20 protein-coding genes are annotated in these 22,825 nt (G+C 43.7%); 8 read left to right on the plus strand and 12 right to left on the minus strand.

The annotated features are described in order from the left end of the window. The first annotated feature begins 2 nt into the window (after positions 1-2). The 8 genes from tssE (at position 3) to P5V12_RS13945 (ending at position 11,369) form a co-directional block, all read left to right on the plus strand. Positions 3-500, plus strand: coding sequence for a type VI secretion system baseplate subunit TssE (gene tssE, locus P5V12_RS13910; RefSeq protein WP_316953690.1), 498 nt, complete (start codon positions 3-5; stop codon positions 498-500). After that, complete coding sequence (gene tssF, locus P5V12_RS13915; protein WP_316953691.1) at positions 493-2,328, plus strand: type VI secretion system baseplate subunit TssF; 1,836 nt, start codon at positions 493-495, stop codon at positions 2,326-2,328. The genes tssE and tssF overlap by 8 nt, the downstream gene beginning before the upstream one ends. After that, complete coding sequence (gene tssG / locus P5V12_RS13920) at positions 2,292-3,422, plus strand: type VI secretion system baseplate subunit TssG (protein WP_316953692.1); 1,131 nt, start codon at positions 2,292-2,294, stop codon at positions 3,420-3,422. Before tssF ends, tssG begins: the two co-directional genes overlap by 37 nt. Before the next feature lie 35 nt (positions 3,423-3,457). Next, positions 3,458-6,148: a type VI secretion system ATPase TssH gene (gene tssH, locus P5V12_RS13925; RefSeq protein ID WP_316953693.1), complete on the plus strand. Its 2,691-nt coding sequence runs from the start codon at positions 3,458-3,460 to the stop codon at positions 6,146-6,148. Positions 6,149-6,285: 137 nt separating this feature from the next. Next, the gene (locus tag P5V12_RS13930; RefSeq protein ID WP_316953694.1) at positions 6,286-7,689 is read left to right on the plus strand and encodes a hypothetical protein; all 1,404 of its coding nucleotides are present in this window, start codon (positions 6,286-6,288) and stop codon (positions 7,687-7,689) included. Continuing rightward, positions 7,673-10,489, plus strand: coding sequence for a tetratricopeptide repeat protein (locus P5V12_RS13935; protein WP_316953695.1), 2,817 nt, complete (start codon positions 7,673-7,675; stop codon positions 10,487-10,489). Before P5V12_RS13930 ends, P5V12_RS13935 begins: the two co-directional genes overlap by 17 nt. Then, positions 10,482-11,117, plus strand: a complete 636-nt coding sequence (locus P5V12_RS13940; protein ID WP_316953696.1) for a tetratricopeptide repeat protein — start codon at positions 10,482-10,484, stop codon at positions 11,115-11,117. The genes P5V12_RS13935 and P5V12_RS13940 overlap by 8 nt, the downstream gene beginning before the upstream one ends. Positions 11,118-11,123: 6 nt before the next feature. After that, positions 11,124-11,369 (plus strand): hypothetical protein, encoded by a 246-nt coding sequence (locus P5V12_RS13945; protein WP_316953697.1) that lies wholly within the window; start codon positions 11,124-11,126, stop codon positions 11,367-11,369. A gap of 41 nt (positions 11,370-11,410) precedes the next feature. Here the strand turns inward: P5V12_RS13945 and P5V12_RS13950 are convergent, their stop codons facing one another. From P5V12_RS13950 to P5V12_RS14005, 12 genes are all read right to left on the minus strand, one after another. Then, positions 11,411-12,661: a TIGR02270 family protein gene (locus P5V12_RS13950; RefSeq protein ID WP_316953698.1), complete on the minus strand. Its 1,251-nt coding sequence runs from the start codon at positions 12,659-12,661 to the stop codon at positions 11,411-11,413. A gap of 71 nt (positions 12,662-12,732) precedes the next feature. Then, positions 12,733-13,290 (minus strand): DUF6484 domain-containing protein, encoded by a 558-nt coding sequence (locus P5V12_RS13955; RefSeq protein WP_316953699.1) that lies wholly within the window; start codon positions 13,288-13,290, stop codon positions 12,733-12,735. A 29-nt stretch (positions 13,291-13,319) separates the two neighbouring features. Beyond that, positions 13,320-14,666 carry a hypothetical protein gene (locus P5V12_RS13960; RefSeq protein WP_316953700.1) on the minus strand — a complete coding sequence of 449 codons (1,347 nt, stop codon included), beginning with the start codon at positions 14,664-14,666 and terminating at the stop codon, positions 13,320-13,322. 10 nt (positions 14,667-14,676) lie between these two features. Then, the gene (locus P5V12_RS13965) at positions 14,677-15,696 is read right to left on the minus strand and encodes a DUF2169 domain-containing protein (protein ID WP_316953701.1); all 1,020 of its coding nucleotides are present in this window, start codon (positions 15,694-15,696) and stop codon (positions 14,677-14,679) included. A 5-nt stretch (positions 15,697-15,701) separates the two neighbouring features. Then, entirely contained in the window at positions 15,702-16,511 is an 810-nt protein-coding gene (locus P5V12_RS13970; RefSeq protein WP_316953702.1) for a hypothetical protein, read from the minus strand. Between the two features lie 22 nt (positions 16,512-16,533). Next, entirely contained in the window at positions 16,534-17,127 is a 594-nt protein-coding gene (locus P5V12_RS13975; RefSeq protein WP_316953703.1) for an imm11 family protein, read from the minus strand. A 3-nt stretch (positions 17,128-17,130) separates the two neighbouring features. Then, the gene (locus tag P5V12_RS13980; RefSeq protein ID WP_316953704.1) at positions 17,131-17,724 is read right to left on the minus strand and encodes an imm11 family protein; all 594 of its coding nucleotides are present in this window, start codon (positions 17,722-17,724) and stop codon (positions 17,131-17,133) included. 16 nt (positions 17,725-17,740) lie between these two features. After that, positions 17,741-18,664, minus strand: coding sequence for an AHH domain-containing protein (locus P5V12_RS13985; protein ID WP_316953705.1), 924 nt, complete (start codon positions 18,662-18,664; stop codon positions 17,741-17,743). 12 nt (positions 18,665-18,676) lie between these two features. Then, a complete protein-coding gene (locus P5V12_RS13990; RefSeq protein WP_316953706.1) occupies positions 18,677-19,801 on the minus strand; it encodes a hypothetical protein in 1,125 nt (374 codons plus the stop codon). A 5-nt stretch (positions 19,802-19,806) separates the two neighbouring features. Further along, positions 19,807-20,265 (minus strand): DUF4150 domain-containing protein, encoded by a 459-nt coding sequence (locus P5V12_RS13995; protein WP_316953707.1) that lies wholly within the window; start codon positions 20,263-20,265, stop codon positions 19,807-19,809. A 20-nt stretch (positions 20,266-20,285) separates the two neighbouring features. Continuing rightward, positions 20,286-20,771, minus strand: coding sequence for a DUF6484 domain-containing protein (locus P5V12_RS14000; RefSeq protein WP_316953708.1), 486 nt, complete (start codon positions 20,769-20,771; stop codon positions 20,286-20,288). Between the two features lie 2 nt (positions 20,772-20,773). Further along, entirely contained in the window at positions 20,774-22,780 is a 2,007-nt protein-coding gene (locus tag P5V12_RS14005) for a type VI secretion system Vgr family protein (protein ID WP_316953709.1), read from the minus strand. Between the last annotated feature and the right edge of the window lie 45 nt (positions 22,781-22,825).

Here is a 22,825-nt window from a genome sequence, read left to right on the forward strand (position 1 = left end):
CTATGGCTAGAGTTGATAAGAAAAAGAATTTACGACCATCGATACTGGATCGCTTAATTGATGATGAACCACATCTACAGGTCGAAACAGAAAAGACTCGCCACCAACGCTTAAAAGAATTAAGAAACAGCGTTAGACGGGATCTGGAAAACCTTTTGAATTCGCGTTATCGGGTCATTTCACCACCAGAAGAATTACAGGAATCCAATACTTCGCTACTGAATTATGGCTTACCCGATTTGGCCACTGTGAATATTGTTGACCTCGATAAAAAACGCGAATTTACCCAGAACCTTGAACGCGTATTAAAAACATATGAGCCTCGCTTTAAATCCGTCAAAGTGAGCTACCAAGACAACAAAGATAATACTGACCGCACACTTCGATTCCGTATCGATGCCACACTCTACGCTGATCCTGCGCCCGAGATCGTGGTATTCGACTCTATTTTGGAACCGGCATCGCGAGCGGTAAACGTGGAAGAATCTCAACATGGCTGATGAGTTACTGCCCTATTACGAAAAAGAATTGGCTTTTATTCGCCAGATGGGGGCGTCCTTTGCCAAAGAACACCCCAAAGTAGCTGGACGACTGGGCATCAGTTCAGACACGATTGAAGACCCCCATGTATCACGTTTGATTGAAGGCTTTGCTTATCTCAATGCCAGAATTCAACACAAACTGGATGACGATTTTCCAGAATTAAGTGATGCCATACTCAGTGTGTTATTTCCGCACTACCAACGTCCAATTCCGTCGACCTCTATTGTCCAATTTGTGCCAGACAAAGATCAGCTGGACGCACCGTATACTGTTGAACGACACACCCTTCTGGAAACGGAGCACTTCCAGGGCGAGAACTGTCGTTTCTCAACCGTGTATGAAACTGAGTTGCTACCCGTCGAAGTCAGCGATGCTTCCCTGGTCGGTATTCCTTTTTCTACTCCCGGTTCAGACTCCGTTCGCGGCGCAGCAGGGGTATTAAAACTCACCATAAAAGGCTTTACGCCAGATATTTCTCTGCCGGAAATTGAGTTGGATAAACTGCGTTTTTATTTGAAAGGACAAACGCAGCACGTCCACCCGCTATATGAATTATTACTCAGCAAATGTCTCAACGTGGTCATGACTGCATCAGAGACAGACACCTCGCCGGTATTTCTGGGTAAAGACATCATTAAGTCCGTTGGGTTTGATAGTCAGGATGCACTCCTGCCCTACCCTCCCGGTTCGTTCGTTGGCTATCGGGTGCTGACTGAGTTTTTTGTCTTTCCCGAAAAATACATGTTTATCGACATTGAAGGGTTAAAAGATAAATTACCTGAAAACGTAACCGATGAAATAAACCTGTATATTTATTTCTCCGAGTCGGATGTCGAGCTGGAACATAATATTTCTGCGGAAACCTTTGTTATGGGCTGTTCACCAGTGGTGAATTTATTCTCCCATACTGCAGACCCGATTAAACTCGACCACACTCAAACGGAATATCAAATTATCCCGGATATTCGCCGACCAATAGGATACGAAGTTTATTCGGTTGATAAAGTGACCGCGTCGTCCCCAGACGGCGATAAAAAAGATTATCTGCCTTTTTATGGGTTAACCCACGCCCAGCATGACACAGAAGAATATGCCTATTGGATCGCCAACCGACGACACGCCAAATTAAGTAACTATGAGCGCGACGACGGCACTGACGTCTTTTTAAGTTTGGTGGATTTAAAATTTAATCCGAATGTTCCCAGTGATAAAACTCTTCTGCTGGAAACCACATGCAGCAATAGGGATCTACCGGCCAAACTGCCATACAATATGGATCACCCTAAATTACAGTGTGTGGAAAGTGCGCCACCATGTGAGCGCATACGCTGCCTGACACAACCAACAGCGGTTGTCCGACCACCACTAAGAGATCACGCACGCTGGCGATTAATTTCGCACCTGAACTTAAATCATTTGTCCATTACCGGGCGAGATGATGCCACTAACGCGTTAAAAGAAATTTTACGGTTGTACGACTTCAAGGATTCCTCCGTGTCACGCGCACTTGTCGAGTCAATTTACGAAGTGGATACACGCGCGATTAGTGCCCCGCTTCCCATTGAAGGGCGGGCAACCATGTGCAGGGGCATTGAAGTTGAAATCACTCTGGACGATTCGCAACTCACTGGTAGCAGTGCGTACTTGTTTGCCAGCGTACTCGAACACTTTTTTGGGCTTTATTGCTCAATAAACTCTTTCTCAAGGGTTTTGGTTAAAATTAAAAGTAAAGAAGGTTATCTGAAAAAATGCCCACCAAGAGCCGGGGAAAAAATACTTCTGTAATTGATCTGCTTAAACAGCAGCCGCAAGGATTCGACTTTCTACAGGCAATTCGTCTGATAGAACGTAGCGCTGCGTTTAAAAATCGATCAACCCAACTCGGAGGGGCGCACCTGCCCCCGGTGAATGCAGTCGCGAAATTTACGCCCCCAAACAGTGAGTGCGTACGCTTTCGCAACCGGCAATCACTCTCTTTTCCGGTAACAGAAATTAACCACCTGGATGGGGACGCAAATCCAGACAATATTAAACAGTGGGAAATTTATACCAGCTTTCTTGGGTTAACCGGTTCTCACGGTGTACTGCCATTTCACTATACAGAAATGATTCTGCAGCGAATTCGACAAAAAGACCCGTCCTTGATGGAATTCTTTGATTTGTTTAACCACAGAATTATTTCGCTGTTTTATCAAGCATCACTCAAATATAAATTACCGCTGGAATACGAACGTAAACGTTTAACCGCCCCAAGCAATAACAATCAGGTTAAAGACTCCGCAACTCAACTACTGAATTCCATTATCGGTTTTGGTACCCGAGGTTTACACAATCGCCTGGTAGTCAAAGATGAATCCCTAATTTACTATGGTGGATTGTTTAGCCAGCAAATCCGTACCGCTTCCGGTTTAAAACAGATACTCTCCAGTTATTTTGGTATCCCGGTAAAACTGGAAGAGTTTCTCGGGCGCTGGCAGGAATTAATTGACGATATCCGAACCCGGTTACCAGACAAACAAACACCAAAAGGGCAAAATGTCTGCCTCGGCCGTTCAGCCATGTTGGGCAACCGCGGCTGGTTCGCTCAAGGTAAAATACGCATCGTATTGGGGCCACTTAATCGGGAACAGTTTTATACATTCTCCCCTGGCAGCAGTGCATTAAAAGCACTTAATGAATTAGTAAGAACTTATATTGGTGTTGAAAACGATTATGACTTCAACATCCTGGTGAATCGAGCAGATATTCCCGATAAAGTCACGCTCGACAGTAAAGATCAACCCATCATGGGCTGGAATACCTGGCTTGCCAGTAAACCCAAACCCGATGATGAATCCAATACTATGAAAATATCTATTTCGGCATCACGGCTGAACTAGGCGAATAATTAAAACGACGTGTAAGGACCAATGCAATGATTAGCATAGATCTTAAATCCCTTGTAGGACGAATGAACGAACCCTGTAAGCTGGCACTGGAAGGTGCCGCCGGACTTTGTTTGTCCCGTACCCATTACAACGTTGAGATCGAGCATTGGCTTTTAAAGCTACTCGAAATTTCCGACAGCGATATGATCGCCATTCTGGAAAAATTCGAAATAAACCTCGGCAAGTTTGCCCAGGAATTAAATAAAGAGCTGGACCACATCAAGTCGGGTAATTCACGCGCACCTGCACTCTCTCCCACTATTGTTGATTTAGCCAAAAACGCCTGGTTACTGGCTTCCGTTGAATACGGTCACCCACAAACCACATCCGCCCATGTGCTTGCAGCCTTGATGTTGGACGAAGGCTTACGCCGGTCAACAGGTGCGATCAATGGTGAACTGAAAAAAATCCCACCAGAATCCTTACGCGATGTGGTCCGTGCAATCGTCGGCACCACCACTGAATCCAAAACCACGCAAACCGGTGACAGCGGTGCAGGTGGAGAAGGTGTTCCAAGCGGTATGCCAAGCAAGCAACCGTCTTTGGACAAATACACAGTTAACCTTACAGCTGCTGCGAAGGAAGGCAAAATCGATGCGGTACTTGGTCGCGATGAAGAAATTCGTCAAATCATCGATATCCTTATTCGACGTCGACAAAATAACCCAATCCTGACAGGTGAAGCCGGTGTGGGTAAAACCGCTGTGGTGGAAGGGTTCGCCTTACGGATTGTTTCTGGTGATGTACCCGATCCATTAAAAGGTGTAACCATTCGCAGCCTCGACCTCGGTTTATTACAAGCCGGCGCCAGCGTAAAAGGGGAATTTGAAAACCGCCTTAAATCGGTGATCGCCGAAGTAAAAGCCTCACCCGACCCGATTATTATGTTTATCGACGAGGCCCACACCATGATTGGTGCCGGTGGTAAAGAAGGTCAAGGCGATGCCGCAAACCTGCTTAAACCCGCATTGGCTCGCGGTGAATTGCGAACAATCGCAGCCACAACCTGGGCCGAATACAAAAAATATTTTGAACGCGACCCTGCATTAACTCGCCGCTTCCAGGTTGTGAAAATTGAAGAGCCAAATGAAGAAAAAGGCATCAACATGATGCGTGCCATTTCTCCAATGCTCGACTCACACCATAAAGTGAATATTCTGGATGAAGCCATTGTGGATTCTGTACGCTTATCAATGCGTTATATTCCAGGTCGTCAGCTTCCAGATAAATCGGTTTCTTTGTTAGATACCGCATGTGCTCGTGTAGCATTAAGTCAAAGTGCTACACCTGCTGCGGTTGAAGATACTCGCCGCCAAATTATTCAAACAGAAGCCACGATTCACTCCCTCGGTCAGGAAAACGCAGCCCTTGGCAATTACCAGGGTAAAATTGATCAGCTAGAAGCGGAAAAGGTTGCCCTAGAAGAAAAGCTTGCAGAACAGGAAGCTCAATGGGACAAAGAAAAAGAACAAGTTGCAGCAATTCATGAGCTGCAAAACAAAATTGAAGGTGACTTTAACGCGCAAAAACTTTCGGAAGAAGACCGTGCGAAAGAAGGTGCGCCCACCCTGCTAAGTGATGAAGAAAGAGAAAGCACCAAGGAAGCCTTACACGCGGCATTAGCTAACCTTGATGAAATTCAAGGCGATGAGCCAATGATTCAGGTTAATGTAAACAGCCAGGCAATTGCCGAAGTGGTTGCCAACTGGACCGGTATCCCTGTGGGCAAAATGGTGTCTGACGAAATTAATGCAATACTTAACCTTCGCGACACGCTTGGCAAACGCGTTATCGGCCAGCAGCATGCACTGGAAGCGATCGCACAAAGTATTCGTACTTCCCGCGCCGGTTTAACAGACCCACGTAAACCTATTGGTGTGTTCTTCATGGTCGGCTCCAGTGGTGTCGGTAAAACCGAAACTGCTTTGGCACTGACAGACATTCTCTACGGCGGTGAGCAAAACATTACCACCATTAACATGTCTGAGTTTAAAGAAGAACACAAAGTCTCCATGCTGCTTGGTTCTCCTCCCGGATATGTAGGCTATGGTGAAGGCGGTGTGCTTACCGAAGCAGTTCGACGCAAACCATACAGCGTGGTGCTATTGGACGAAATGGAAAAAGCCCACCCCGGTGTGCAAGACATCTTCTACAACGTTTTTGATAAGGGCACCATTAAAGACGGTGAAGGCCGTGATATCGATTTCCGCAATACGGTCATCATTATGACCTCCAACGCAGGTGAGGAACATATCCGGGCCATGTGTGCTTCTGGAGAAGAATTACCAGAACCAGAAGTATTGCTCGATAATTTCCGTCCACAATTATTACAATACTTCAAACCCGCATTCCTGGGTCGTACCAACGTTATTCCTTACTACCCGCTTGGTGACGACGATCTGATGAAGATCTGTGAAATCAACATGCGACGTATCGAAAAACGTGTACGTGAACACTACGATGCCAAGTTCAGCTACGACGAAGATGTCATCCTGCACATCGTTGCCCGTTGTCAGGAAGTGGATACCGGTGCGAGAAACATTGAAAATATATTAACGCGCACAATGTTGCCTGCCTTGGCGGCCGAGTGTTTAGCCAAAATGGCAGACGGTGAAACCATTACCGCAATTCACGTTAATGTAGATGAAGAAGGTGGTTTTACCTACCAAATTAGTTAAAACTGCAAAAGCAAGCCCCCGGAGGTTCACCGCTGGGGGCTTGATAACACGATTGGCATGATGCCAAGAAATGATTGACCAAAACGGTAATAACCAGGGATTCAAAAGGCATTCCCTTTTAATTTGTATACGCGCTCATGATGTTAACAACCTCCAGGCTCTTCGCAATTTGCAGCCAAGCCCTGCTATTTGTCGCACTGCTCGGTCACGCCGGCAGTAGTTATTCGGCAACACGGGACGAACTGAACCAATCTTTTATTGAACGTTCAGCCAGCATATATCAGTCTCAAGCAAAAAAAATTCCGTCGCACCTGCAAAACCTGCCGGATATTCGTTCCGTGGAAAAAAAGGTGCGCGGCTTGATCAACGATGACAATCCCCTACTGGCGGTACTTACCATAGCGGCCAATATTTCGGTGATTGAGCAAAATATTGACGAACCCTTTGTCGTCGACCTGACATGGTTTTTGTATCAGCAAAACGCCAAGGCCGTAGCGGATAAAATTTACTACACAGCAAAATCCGAAGCCGATGATATTGCGCTTTCGCGTATTACCTTCCAACTGGCGAAGTACTACTTCCTGAGAGGGGACTGGAACAAAACATTATTGACCTTACGTATTGTGGATATCAACGCGGCCTTAACATCGGACGAGATTGATTACTCCAACTTAATGAAAGGCATATCGCTACAACGGCTTAGAAAGCATAGAAAGTCGGTAAAATTTTACGATGCAATCGAACCCAATTCCCCCTACTACACGATTGCCCTGCTCAATAAAGCGGTCGCCTACCTGCGTCAGGAATGGTGGACCGACGCACAAATCGAATTACAGAAAGCAATCAAACATGAAGAGGCCAATAAAAACGACCAGTTTGCTGACCGTCTTTACTTAACCCTGGGTTTTTCTCAAATTCAATTCGAGTTCTATCGAGATGCACGGGAAACATTTCGTTCTATCAGTATCGAAGGCCCCTACACCAATCGCGCACTTCTGGGCATTGGTATCTCCGCCATGCACCAAGGGGATTTCGTCGGGGCGCTAAATGCCTTCAACATACTAATCAATAAAGGCATTGATGCTCCATCAGTACACGAATCACATTTATTGTCCCCTTTTGTTTACGAAAAGCTTAAGCAAAACCGTGTTGCGTCAGCAAAATATTCCGAGGCCATTGCCTATTTTCAACGGCTTTCATCAGAGTTGGGAAGTCAGATTACGCAACTAAACCAAAATAGAGTACTTGAACTGGCACAAACCCAAATACACCAAAACACCCAACTGATTCCTAGCGAAGCACAATTTTCTTCTATCGAATTTCCGGCAGAGCCATTAAAGAACATCGCCAGGATTCAGGCAATGAAACAGCTTCCCCTGTCAGCAAAAGAACAACAGCAGTTAGATGCGTTACTCAACCAGTACCTTGCATTTACCGTTGGCGAAATTTCTGCCCAACTCGATGACAAACAAAATATTTTTAACAGCTATTTGAGCCAATCACGATTCGGCCTAGCCAAGCTTTATGATGAAAACAAATAAACCTTTTTCAGCGTTAAAACTCAGCATCGCGATATCCAGCTCCATGGCGCTTATGTCTTGTGGTTCAAATGAGCCACAAAAAGCAACACTGCGTGATATCGATTTTACGGACAAATCCACCTTGCAGGCAGATGTTTTTGTTAAACCAAAAACAGAAGACGAGATCAAGCAGGCGTACTACAACTACATCCAAAGCGCGTCCAAAGATGAGACATCGCGACAACAGGCCATTAGTCGTTTGGCACAGATGGAACTGCAACTGAGTAACCGCCTGATAAAAGAGAGTAAAGAGGAAGACGACTTAAATTCTGACAGGCTGTATACGGAAACTCTGAACAAAACCATTAATCTGCTCACCACCTCACTCAGGGACTACCCCAAAGCCAAAGGTAACGACGTATTACTCTATCAGTTGGCCAAAACCTACGATCAGGTTGGGGAACACAATAAAGCCATAGAGGCCTTAACCCAATTGGTTAAGAACTTTAAAAATTCTGTGCATTATCCCGAAGCACAGTTCCGTATTGCGGAAAATGCATTTGTGACCGGTGATTACATCACGGCAGAGGATGCATACACAGAAGTCATCATGTCACCCGATAGTGACCGTTTTTATGAAAAGGCATTTTTCAAGCGCGGCTGGACTCGGTATAAACAAGAGCTTTATGTGGAATCGGTGGATGACTACCTGGAATCCCTAACCATACACAAGTTCGGTGATTACGATGCCCTACCCGATAATGAGAAGAGCTTATTTGATGAGTATTTCCGCGCAATCGGCTTAGCCTTCTCTCACCTGAATGGAGCGGAATCACTGCAAAGCTATTTTGCCAGTTCATCCAACTTCCGGTATCTCTACCATACATATCGCGTTATCGCCGACATTTACCTGAAGCAAGAACGCTACTCCGATGCGGTAGAAACACTGAATCAATTTGTGACACAACATGCCGACTCAAAACATGTTCCAAGCGCAAAGCTGAGTATTATTCAGATCTGGCAGAAAGGTGGCTTTGCCAAACGTGTGCACACCACTGTGGACGACTTTTATCTTAGTTATCATCCCAAAAGCGATTATTGGAAAACCAATACCGACCCGGATATTGCCAAGAAAACCAAAACAGCCTTACGTGATTACATCGTAAAAGAAGCTTCTTTCTATCATTCCAAATATCAGAACAAAGGTAAGAGCGAAGATTACCAAGCAGCCAAAACCTGGTATGACCGCTACCTGGAACACTATTCATCTTATTCACGGCAGGACAACATATACGGCTTGTATGCGGAGCTACTGTACCGGGCGAAGGACAATACCGGCGCATTAAAATACTTTGAGCTTGCGGCCTATGATGGAGAAATTGTTCTGGATAAAAAAGCCGCTTACGCCACGGTGAGCATATCCAATAGTCTATATAATCGCGCACAAGGCGAACAAAAAGCCGCGCTACTGGATAAACACATTCGATACGCAAGTCTGTATACCGAACTTTATCCAACTGACGAAAAGTCGACGGAAATTGCAATTAATGCCGCTCAGCTTTCATTTAACAGTCAGCAGTATGACCAGGCCATTAAGCTGACCGAAGCGTTACCTGAAACCATTACCAGCGCGCAAAAGTACACATCGAATTTAATTAAAGCTCGTTCTTACTTCGAAACGAAAAATTTTGCTGACGCAGAAGCAACTTACCAGACGATGCTGTCAGACAAATCCGTCAACCGTAATCAGCGAGCAAGCATTCGGGACAATCTGGCGCTTTCTATTTACCGACAAGGTGAACAGGCTAAAGAACAAGGGGATATTGCTCAGGCATCACATCATTTTGTACGAGTGTCAGATATTGCTCCCAACTCCGATATCGCATCTTCCGGTTTATATGATGCTATCGCCCTGGCCATGCAACATGAGTCCTGGCAAAACGCGATTGATTTTATCAACCGCTTTAAGCAACTTTACCCGCAGCATAAATACACTAATGACGTCACTCGCAAGCTGTCTGTAGCCTATTTGAAATCCAATCAAGGCGGTAAAGCAGCCAGGGAGTTCGAACGTATTTCCTCGTTTGAAGATAATTCAGAAGTTAAAATGGCAGCACTGTGGCAGGCCGCAGAGTTGTACGAATCAAAAGGCGATACCGAGTCAGCAATTCGCTCATATCGAAGCTACGCCCATAGCTATAAGAAGCCCTTCCCCCAGAATATGGAAGCCATGCAAAAGCTTACCGAGCTCTATGCGAAACAAGGCGATAAAAACAAGCAGCACTTTTGGCAGTTAAAGATAGCAGGGGCTGAACGCCGGGCACAAAATGACGAAAAAACCGAACGAACAACGTTTATTGCTGCCTCGGCCACACTGGATTTAGCCACCCAGAGTAGGCAAGAATATACGCGCAGAAAACTGGTTGAACCCATTGCAGCCAACTTGCGTAAAAAGAAAAAGCTAATGCAGGATACAATCAAGTTATATGGTCAGGCCTCTTCTTTTGGTCTTGCGGATATCACGACTCAATCAACTTTTTCAATTGGCGAAATATATCGGGACTTCTCCAAAGCGTTGCTGGAATCCGAGCGGCCGAAAAACCTTTCGGAAGATGAACTGGAACAATACGAAATTCTTCTGGAAGACCAGGCATTTCCATTTGAAGAAAAAGCCATTGAATTTTACGAAACCAACCTGGCACGTTCACGCGAAGGGCTTTACAACCCATGGCTGAAACAAAGCCGGGAAAAACTGAAAGAACTCTTCCCTGTGCGATATTCCCGCGAAGGAAAACTCGGAGGGTATACTGGAAATGAATAATCAATACAGAACGATAAAAAACGTCACGTTTGTCCTGACAATTGCCTTGGGGTTATTTGCCTGTTCATCGACACCACCAAAAGATAAGGCACCGGAGAAAACAGACGCGCCAAAGCAACAGATAACAGAAATTCCAACACAGACGTTATCACCTCTCGATAAAGCACAATTTGAAGAAGCGATTGAAAGCCTCAATAACAATCATCTGAAGATTGCCAGAAAAATGTTGAGAAAGCTGAACAAGGATTATCCCAACCACTCCCTTATTGTCAGCAATCTGGCAACAATCGAGTATCTGGAAAATGACCAAGATAATGCGCTTAAGCTAGCGCAACAGGCGCTGACACTTAACCCTCAAAATGCCCATGCGCATAATATTCATGGTTTGATATTAGTGAACCAGGATAAAATTAAAGAAGCGGAATTGGCTTATCAGAATGCCATTAAGTACGATGATAAATATGCCGAGGCATACTACAACCTGGCACTGATACAAGATACCTATTACCAGGATATCGCCCTGGCGCTTAAATATTACAAAGCGTATTTGGTTTTATCGGGGTTTAAAGATGAAGACACTAAATCCTGGATTCAACAGCTTGAAGCTTCCCTGGCGAATAAGGAATAACCGGCAATGCGCATTTTACTCATTACATTTCTACTTATTCTTAGTTCCATCAGCTGGGCCGAAGATAAAATCGAACTAAAAACCATCAAAATCAAGGGCAACAAAGAGCTACCCAAAATTTTGTATGTAGTTCCCTGGCAAGAGTCTGTTGCAAACAACAAGAACGAACAAAAACTGGAATTGCATGATTTTTTTGGTGATCTCTATGACCCGCTCACGCCCGAACCACCAAAAACCTCATTAGAAAAGTAGCAAACGGTGTTATATAAACTGGGAAGAGGTGTAAACCGCGCCTAAATGACTTTTGCCCGCGTATTTAGATATGGCTGATGAATATTGAGCAGGGCCAACTCTAACGCTGCAGCATGTCTTTGACGCTGTTTGCCATGTTGAATTGATTCCAATAAATACTCTTCAGTAATGAGGTGCCCCATAAAATAGCGCTTACCGGTTGAAAAATACTGACCGTATTTTTGCCATACTCCGGCAATTTTTTCGACCGTTGGAAACGGTAGATTTTCATCGTCATCCAATGCGACAAAAGCATCGTCATCGTGGTAGCGAAGCTTCTCATCCAGGTCGGGAATATCCGTTGCCAGCCCATACTTAACCAAGTCAATCCCGGTTATTACCGAAAAAGCTTCGCCAGCAACCCTGGCCATACCCGGCTCCTGCATCTGGGCAATAACCCAGGGTAACGCTTGCGGATCACCAAGAATCCGGCTAGCCACGATCACATGCCTTTTATTGTTTGGCTGTGCAGCCATTAAAGAAATCCACTCCCTCGCCTTATCTATTGACAATACCCTGAATGCAATTTCAATCGCATTCTGCTGGTATTCTCCGCCGTCAATCACAAATTGTTTTAATTGCTCCATATGCGATTGATCACCGAGCATAATTGATGACCATAAGCCAGCAAACACAACCGACTTGTCTGCGTCCTGTAACGCCAGGGGTAAGATATGGGACAAGTCTGTACGTTTAAATTCGCCAATGGATCGAATGGCTCGCGCAAACAACGGCTTATTCTGCCGACAATCATCCCTTTCCAGAATTTTATCCAACTGCTCTAACGGGTTTTCTCCACGTAGTGCACAAACGTCAAGCGCCAAACGTTTATGATCAAAGTTTTTACTCATGAAGAATTTTTTTATCCAGGTGTGGGAGTACTTTTCCTTGACCCAGGCAAAAGCCGAAACTAACGCAGGAAAAGTTTCTTCACTATGTAAGCCACACTCCACCGCTTTCTGGATTTTCCACACATCCAGGCAACGCAACGCAGTGACTGCGGCAACAAACACTTCACCGGGCTCTTCCAAATCCAGCGCAGCTTCACAGACCGCCCAGGCATCTTCCGGCGCAGTCATTATGCCGTCTAATTGCTGTTCAATACGATTTTCCAGATCCATTAAATCTTCGGACGAGTAATGCGGTTGTTCTAATGCAACTTTTCTAAGCACCCAAAGAAAAGAAGCTTCGTCCACGTAACGTTCATAGATTTGTAGAAACGGCGTAGTATGTTCTGAGGCAGACAAACCCATTTTGTTTACTCAATATAAAAACTAGTCTCTAACATGATATGCAATGACAAATACAAATGCTGAACAGCAAACTAGTTCACTTGTACTGAGCCTCCCATAATACGATTTACACCGGTAGAGCGGTTTAGAAGATATTTACCACGAATAGATACTTTGCCATTTTTATTCAGCGAAATGCTGGCATCACCACATTTAAGCACCACTTCTTCTTTTGCTTCAATGACAACACGATCGCCATCCGCATAGGCAATCGGTTCTTTCGCCTCACCTTCCTGCTCTGTTTTTTGTTGAGCAGGATGCTTAGGTACTTTAGTGATGGATTCACCCATCTGTAAATTATCAAGAAAATTATGCAACGGATTATGAATAAAGCCAATTAATACGGGCGTCATTTCTTGGCCATTGACGAACAGTAAACCAACCTGCCTTCCAATATGCTCTGTAGCAACACTTATCGTGGACAATGCCGCAAGAGGGCCGATATCCTCACCCAGGCTGTATTCCACCATCGGCTGACCATGATCATTAATAGACACAATGGTCCCAATCACAATTTCATTGGATTGTTTTGCCACCGTCTGAGCCAGCTCACTGTCACTGGAGATATTGGAAGTTTCAAAAGAAGTCATAATTCTCGTCCGTTAGTGTGCCTCAAAATCTAAATTACTTTTCCCTGAAAACACCATGTGCCATCTGGAGGAAACCCTCCCCCCTGAAGCATTTGGTGTAACAGATTAAGCTGTCTTTGTTGGGTATATATCAATTCATCTGGAACAAAAACCGCATCGAGCCCATAGCGAGCCATCAGTTCGTAGTGAGCAAACTCTCGTATATCATAGGGGGTTTGATTATTAACTAAATTCGATAACAATTCCCTTGGCGAATAAAGTTTCCCATTACGATATCGCTGACCGGTTTGAAAATTCTGTTTATTGTGCTCCAGCCATTGCTGCCATAGCGCGGGGTCCAAAGATAGCTGATGAACTTCTCCACCGTAGGGTACGCCATCAATATTCTTCGGTAATTCCCCTTTAGCGTAAGCTTCCAGTTCATGTTCGAAAAGCTCAGCTTCTTCCACATCGTCAGGAGTATGAACGTCTTCATATAAGCTTGCGCCAGTGATCAAGTTAAGCGCCAATGCCGCTGTGGGCGCATAGTCTGGATGCTTTAGATACCCTAATAGGCTCGGCACCGACTCCAAGCTGCCGAGCAGCCCTAAAGCCAATAGAGCATCTTCGCTTGCCGTTCCTTTTTGCGCGGTAGCCGTTAACATTTTTGCATGAGAAGCATTGCCAGCTAATGCAAAGGCCAACGGAAGTTTTTCGAGCAATGCCTGATTGGACACCAGCGGTTGAATATGCCCATAAACCAAAGACGTAATCAGCGCTTCCTGCAAATCGTCTGTCTTTTCTGTAGTGCATATCGAAGTAAGCGCAGCAGAATAATTTTGCTTATTTTTTTTGTCACATAGCCTTAATGCTTCAATAACTCTTTTCTTGGCTTCATCGTCCAGTTTTGGTAATGCGGATAAAAGCAGCTCAGCGTTATCTCTTCCTTTATGGGCAATCGCCTGGGCAAACACAGGGAAAAGCTCTGTCTTACCAGACGAATATACTTTAACGAATTCAGGAAGCCAATCGGCCGGACATTCCCACTTCAAGGCATCCGCAACGGCATCCACCTTTTCCTGATCTTCGAAATCAAAATCGCTCCAGAGCTTATTCAAGCGATCAATAAGTTTGTGCCGGCAAAAGATTCGAACAATGACATGCAGTGTACTCGGGTCAGCATCTTCCAAAGCATTGAGACAGACTTTAACTGCCAGTGTCTCGCCCACCATTAACGCATCTAAATGCGCTTCCAAAGCGGTATCGACCTGTTGAACCTCTTGCCAACCGATCTCTTTATCCCGCAACCAATTGGTTCGCGTCTCATATTGAAATGCCGCTTCCTCCAAATGTTCAATATAGAGTTCTTCACGGAAAGCTTGATAGTGTATTGCCATTTACTCAACCTTACCCGTAATGAATATCAACAGATTCAACATCATGGAAGTTTTGATCCAACAAGGTGTAGTTACGCCAAATCAGACTCAATTGCATTGTCCTCGTATTCACAATCACCGTATCCAAGATTGTTGGCAACTCCACAGTTCTTGCTTTTAATTGAACAACTGCAATGGGGGCTCTTCTAACCGGCAGCTGGAACTGCAGTAGTCCTCCCGCGGTCATATTGGAAATTGAAATCACCTCGTTACCGGAAAAATAGCTGGGAGCAATCAAGCCTTCACTCGCTCCGTTGTAAAAAAATCGATTAAAATCTTTTGGCAACATCGGGCTGCGATTCTTTTCCCATGCTTGGTCATATGTCCCAGCATAGGCAGCACGCGGTTGCCAATGAGGAAGCGTAAAGCCGCAACCAACGGGTGCGGGCGTATCATGTACATCTTGAATTAAATCATCCGGGTTTTCGATATTGGGCAGCGGCATGGGGGCATCCACATGCTTTAACCCTTTTTTATAAAAACCCTTGCCGACGGTATTACGAGCCTCAAACCCTTGTTGGGATAACTCTTCATAACGCTTATCCCAGCCACCAAATGCATTTTCATAGGTCAGAGGCATTGACTCAAACGGGGTAACATCGGAGATCGCATAGCCGATACTTTGTTTTATCCAATGACGGTTGCCAATCACACCCATGCGCTTAAACAAATCGCCAGCTTTTATTTCAACCAACAAATGCGTAACCGGTCCTCGGGTTGAGATGGCATCACCTATTACTGCAACATCCGTAGTGGATTTAAAAAACACGCACTCTGGTTCGTAGATATAGCTGGAATTTTCCGGGTCACCGTAATGTTCACCCGCCAAATTTACCGGTAGCTGTTCTTTAGAAAATTTGAGAATGCCATCAGGAAAAATATCGAAGGTCGCTTTAATAATAGGCGCAACCAATGGTCGAAGCTGCTCATCATTAGTAAAAAGCGCTTCAACTTCGCATGCGGTATTATTATTAATTTCTGCTTGAGCCATAACTGTTAAAAACTACCATCAGGCAGGGGCACAAGAGGCCAATCACCCATGTACGGTTTTTTCATTTTCCCTAACGCTTCGTCTGGGCAATACTTAAAACCGTTGGATGGTAGTGTAAACCCTTTCATTTTGGCTAACTTAAGCCAGGCAATTCCCTCGAACCAAATAAAACGATGAGCGATAAATTCACTGATTTTTACTGTTACATTGGTAATTTTTTCTTCGTTCATTTCATCGTGAGCATAATGTGCTGCTTCAAATGCATCCCAAAAATCTTCTTCTTTCAGCTCATCTACCCCAAGTAACGCTTTGAATAAATTACTGCTTAATGGCTCATCTTCAACCTCTTCCATCTGCTTTAACAGGCTAGTGATTTGATCGGTTAGTTCAACACCATTCGAAGCAACCAGAGCCAATACTTTGGCAATCAAAAACTTATCGGGGTATTCTTCACCTTCTACATGCGCATCGGGGATTAAGTCACTAATTCCCTTAACTAACGAAACCTCCCCCGCAGCAACCGCAGCATACAAGGGAGAAATATAGGTTAAAGGCGCCTGCTTTTTATAGTGATCTCTGCTTGTGAGTAGGTAACGTCGCCAATTTTCTGCAGATCGACACAGGTTGTGATAATAAAAATCGATTTTCATATCCACCAGCAGATTGGCGGCAGAGAGCGTTAAGAAATAGTCGCATATCTTTCGTGATTCATCCTTAAAATCAATCCATTTCATAGATGTCGACATACGACCAATATAGGCGTCCAGCCTATACATCGAATGGGATTTCATACCTTTTAGGTCGTAATCTGGCATTTGTCACCTTCAGTTCAAACAATTAGATGTCTAAACCATCCCAGCCTTCTGCTTCGAACAGTTTATACCCTGTAATTTCTGCTGCCTCGAAAGCCTGTTTAACATCATCCGTTATAAAAAAGCTATCTTTCTTTTTACTCGCTCGAAAGAATTTTGCAGACTCGGCTACTTGCTCAAAATCGACAACCATATTATCAATGCTTGCAATCTGCCCCTCATCCAAAGGATCCATTCTGTATTCAGACTTATCCATATCAATAATATTTTCACAGCACAAAGGATTCAAAATAAAATAGTCTTGAGATACAAGCTCTTTTTTGTGGTTCAGCAATGAGATAGGGATATACTCTACATTAGCCACACCCAATCCATCCAAACACTCTTTTACCTTTGAGTTGGCAACAATTAAATCACGAATATTTGAGAGAATGTCATATAACTTGATACCTTCCGGGTAATCATCATCATAGTTCATTGTCATTTCATCTTGCGAAGGACATTCGTCAAGTAAAGATATACCTTTAAAATACTTATATGCTTTTGGACCAACCTTTGGCACACGAGTCAAAACCGCAGCATCGCTTATCATAACCGGATAGATTACCCAGTATTTCATACGCTAAACGTTCAACCCATCCCAGCCTTCTGCTTCGAATAACTCATATCCTGAAACACCCGCTTCTTCAAAAGCTATTTTCACCTCATCTGAAACAAAGTAGCTATCGCCCTTATTTTTTGCCCTAAAAAATTTGGCAGACTCGGACACCCCATTCTGATTGACAACCAAGTGTTTAACACGAGCTATCTGAGTTTCATTTAACGCACTCATTCTATATTCTGACTTATCCATATCAATAATATCTTCCCCTCCAAGAGGGTTCAGAATAAAGTATTCTGTTGATGAAACATCTTTTTTATGATTTAGAAGGGTAACCGGTAAATATTCAACATTAGTCTCACCTAGATTATCCAAACATTCTTTCACTTTTTTATTTGCGACAATTACGCCATCAATGCAATAAGCAATATCATAGAGTTTTATTCCATCGGGATAATCCGAATCGTAACTCATTGTCATATCTTCTTGAGCTGGACAAGCATCGATCAAAGGAATTCCTTTGTCATACTTATACGCTTTAGGTCCAGCTTTTGGTATAAAGGCAAGTCTAGCTGCATCACTAGCAGAGCAAGCAAAAATAACCCAGTATTTCATTTTATTTTCCCGTTTATTAGCCAAGAGCTTTATATTGATAAACTGTTCCCGTATCAGCCCTACTCTTGAGCATACCGATATCTCCAGGAGCAAGCTTAGATGTATCTCCACTGATCCCGGCTTTACCAAGTTTTATTATCAGATCCCACAAGTCGTCCTCTAAACCATCTAGCTCCAGCTCAACTTTTCCAATAGCATCTGGATGAGGTTTATCTAACTCGTCTACCATTTCATCTAACTTTTTAGATACCTTTTTCATTTCTTCTATAACACGATCAGTGTATTTCTTATGATCACTCGGATGCTGAATTAGCCCATGAATCGGTTGAAAAAAATCCATCTCATTACCAGGCAAAGCGATAAGATTATGTCCATTATTAATATCGTAATCAGACATCTTTAATAGCTTATACTGCTTATCATCAAAAATTTGTTCACCATCCTTCATTTTGGTAAACACATCGCCTGGAATCATATGATGTGATTCCCAATAGTAAGGTCGTTGCTGATTTGACTTTGCTTTTCCCTTTAACTTACCGTTTTTATTAAAATTACTATCAACGCTGGATATTTTGTAGTAGTCATCTAAAAAGCCTTTTAGATGAGGAAAGTTCTGCTTATAAAGCTTATCCACCTGATCATTGATCTTATCATAGACTTTATTCGCTCTCGCTTTCCCATCTCCTCGAAAATAATAACTAAGGTTAGAGGGATGCTTACTATCTTTTTTAAGTTTCGCCGTCTCAGTAAATGTTGCAAATGAGTGCTCTTCCGAGTCATCTTTATTTTTATTCTTTTCTTTTTCTGGCTTTTGCTGCTTACTGGAAGTCCAATCACTTTTGGGTTTATCTGTTTCAAAGATAAGCTCTACAAGAACATCTTTATGAAGCCCGTTAGAACCGAACTCTTTCAAATAGTCAGTATAATTTTCACCAGCCATAAAAAGCCCCTACTAGAAACCCAGTTTAATTGCTGCTCTTTTCCCCGATTCTTCAGACAAAAGCATAATAAATTCTCTATGCTGAGCGTAATTTCTTTGTACGCTGGCGATAGTCGTAGTAAAACCCAAGGCGCTCGATAACGTGCCCGTCTCTGCAAAACCCAATGCGGGGATCTTATCCTCTACAAGAGCAGACTTTGGAAAGTCTCTTTTCAAATAGTACTGTAATACACCATATTCCCGAGCCCGGCATTCTTGACCATTAATATCGGAAATAAGCTGAGGGAAATAGGTATTTTCATAATTCCCCTGTAATACTCCCCGTAACACGTTTAGAAGTTTATCCCCATGCCATTGGGAGGAAATTTCTTTTGATACTTCTTCTTGTTCCCCTTCAGTAGAATCTTCTCTTAGCTCTTCCTTCTGAAGACTGTTGTCAATGCTCGTTTGTACTGCCAGTTTCACCGCTGTAAATTTTGATTGAGTTTGCCCCGCAGAAAGCCATAGAAACACGGCGCCTTCTCCCGGGATATAACCTACTGGATTGCCTCCGGTTTTGAGCTGATCCTGTTCCAACAGTTCTTGCAGTGTTTCGCCATTTAAAAGGCTGTCTGCCACCATTAACAAGCAGTTTTGATACTCACCTGACGCAATGAAAGCTACCGCTTTTTCCAATATGCGTGCAAATGCCACTCTGTCACCAAAAACCATTTGGGTAGGCAGCTCGTGCAGCTTTGAACCGGATATGGCGGAGAATGGCTCCATAACCTGCCGCGTATACTCTTGTAATCGCGCAGCTCGGGAATCGTATCTTGCGCTATCATACATCCCTCTATCATGTGGATCTGGCATTGCCATCAATAGAACAGATGAATCTTTAGGGAATGGAGTTTGAGTATTTGCCACAAAATCAGAATAGGCTCTGGCAAACAGCTTGGCCGTTCTCGCGGCCCAACTATAACCATCCAGATTTGGACACGGTGCGATAGTCAGAGGTTGTTCTTCATCACCAAATATTTCCGGGTGAGCCGAAAATCGGTTCAATCCTGCACGGTATGCCGCGCAAGCGTCTCCGTAACCCCCTAAAGAAGAAGCCAGCCCAATGCCGGAAATTGTGACAGCACCTGAAACGGCCATAATATTTAAAGCTTCTTATCGCAGATAACACACTTGATATCTTCAAGTATCTGAACAGCAACTATAGGCTTTTGCATCACGGGGAATGGCGGTGTGTTTTTATCATTGTGAAGCATGATATCGAAAGCTCTGGCGACATTTTTACCTTCGAATTTTACATCAAAAGAGTAGTTTACAAACTCGGCCTTGCCTTTGGTTTTACTGGAAGCAATACCCTTTAATGTACCCGGCTCATCACCCACACTCGTTTTAAAGTTGGAGTCTTTGACACAAGGCGGCTTGCCATCTGTTTTGACTTTCTTTGCGCCCTTGTCCGTATCAGAAGATTTTGCGATATTGGGATAAGGAATAGGCACAGGCCCACCAGGCGTCGGTGTTTTACAGACGTCAGGGAAACATGGCGTTATGCCACTGCTGTTTTTATGAACAACCGAAAGATGATTTACGCCAACCGTGACACCCATAATGCACTCTCTTCCACTAACTAGTTAATGCTGACGCTGCTACCCTTTATCTTGTTTGTAGCAAGGGAGCGACTGACCAAGTTTACCCCTTTTATGATGACCTTGCCGTCTTTACGCAGAAGAATAGAACTTTTACCACATTCCAGCTTTATTTCTTCTTTTGCCGAGAGTGTAACGGTTTCACCATCAACAACAGCTTTGTATTTTTCTTTACTCTTTTTCTGTCCTGGAACAGGAAATAATGTATCGCGAACAAGACCGGTAATAATTGGTTGCGCCGGTTCAGCAGATTCTATCGCCACAATAACCTGGACAGGAAATGACGTGACTTCCTCACATTCAGATAAGCTTAACGCAGAGCGAGCAACAACCTCAGGAGCATCACCAATTGATACAAGAGGTCTTCCCTCTTCATTAACACCCACCAAGGAAGCAATCACCGTTTGGACAGCAGATTCAACAAGTAGATTACCCTTTAATGGCTTCAATGTTTTAATCACTGACATTGTTAGTTCTCCTTAATATTCGAACCTTTGAGAATAATATCAGAACTACCCTTAACATTTATTTTCTTACCTTTAATGGTAATGTCACCATTTTTCTTCATTAGAATACTGGCCGAACCAACTTTAATACTTATTTCATCCTGCGCGGTTAGCTGTATTTTCTTTGCCTTAACTGAATAATTTTTAGTCACCTGTTCATGGTGATTGCCTTGTACTTTTTCAGTTAAATCTTTACCGATGGTTGAGTTTTTGTTTTTGTCTACATTTTCGGTGTAGTCCGCCTTAACCGTCTCGCTGAGGTTTTTGTCAATAGTAATTGACATGTTTGCCCCAATCGATTCCGTGTGATCCTTACCGACACTTGTTGTCTTATCACGACCAATATCTTCTATTTGATCATTACCAATAGTCTTAGTTCGGTCATTGTCGATCGTGTATTTTTCGTCATGCTTAATGTGTTTGGTACGATCATGATCCACTGTCAAGGATTCATCATTCTCAACCTCGGTATCCATGTTCTTTTCTGCATGGATAAAGATCTGCTCATCACCTTTTTTATCATCAAAAATCAGTTCATTGCAGTTTGACGCACCACCTTTTTTGGTAGAGCGAGTGCGAATTCCGCTTTTGGTTTTTGAGTCAAAAGGAGGTTTGTTCTTACCGTTGTATACGGTACCGGTAATTATTGGGCGATCCGGGTCACCATCTAAGAAGGTGACAATGACTTCATGACCAATACGGGGAATAAAGGATGCCCCCCATTGCGCCCCGGCCCACACCTGCATAACACGAATATAGCAGGTGGTGTTTTCATCATTTTTGCCTTCTCTGTCCCAGTAAAACTGTACTTTAATACGACCGAATTCATCGACGTAAATTTCTTCGCCGGAAGGCCCGGTAACAATGGCTGACTGGGGACCAGGAACATAAGGTTTTTCGTGAAGTAATGCTGGACGGAAATGCACTGAATCCGGGATACAGGCAAATTCGTTTGAGTACTCTACGTTACCCTGAGCACCACTGAAGTGATAGGTATCTACCGCTCTATGACTGATACCAACAATAATATACGAGCCTTTTTCTTCCGCATTGGGATGTTCTTTCAGCTTGAACTTGCCGCCGGCATAAAAGCTGCTGCAGTCACTTTGCCCATTGACGACATCTCGATCGGCCTCTTCAGCATCCAAACGAATTTTCACTAAATCAGAACCTTTAGTGAAATCGTATAAGCCAGGATATTCGTAATGCTCAAACTTATTGTTGTTGGCAAACTTACTATTGGTTTTGCGCTGAGGGTCGAGCTTTTTGGTTGGCTCTTTAAAGTTGTAGTCTGCTAATGACCACATACCTTTTTTAAACTGGTGCACATGCTCCCAAGAGGAAATATGCGGAACGGACATCGTACCCGAGTGATAAGTAACATCAGTTTCGCCACAGTCTTCGTAGGCGTTCTTTTGATCGACCAAAACCAATTTGTGTTTTGAATCTTCGTGTACGAAATAATATGCAATACCCTCTTCTTCCAGAAGGCGCGATACAAAATTCAAATCGCTTTCATTGTGCTGCACACAATACTCACGCGGACTTCCACCAGCCGCGCGAAAATCGAAATCGTTAAAACCTAAATCCTGAAAAATTTGGGTAACGATATCTTTGGTATTCTTTTCCTGAAAAATTCGATGATTGTTGGTTTTCGATAAAAACCATAGCCAGGGCACCATCGTCATTCGATATTGACGCTTATCGTGCTCAAGCATGCCACCTAGTGAAAATGACTTAATGAAACCGTTAAACTTGCGGCCCTGTTCATTTTTTAGTGTGACTGTTGCAGATTTACCAACAATTTTGTCCGGTTTGATTTCCAGATTTTCAGATATTAAATCTATCTGAAACTCAAACAGACCTGAAACATATTCCGTTCCAGAAAATGCGGTAACAAGAAAGGTATCTTCCCCTAGGGAGAAGTCCGTAATAGTTATAAATCGATTGTCTTGAGAAAGTCGACCCATGCGAATTAAACCCTATCGCGAGCTTCAACACTTGAAGCGATTTCC

Source organism: Teredinibacter sp. KSP-S5-2 (assembly GCF_032773895.1).
In the GTDB taxonomy this organism is placed as follows: Bacteria; Pseudomonadota; Gammaproteobacteria; order Pseudomonadales; family Cellvibrionaceae.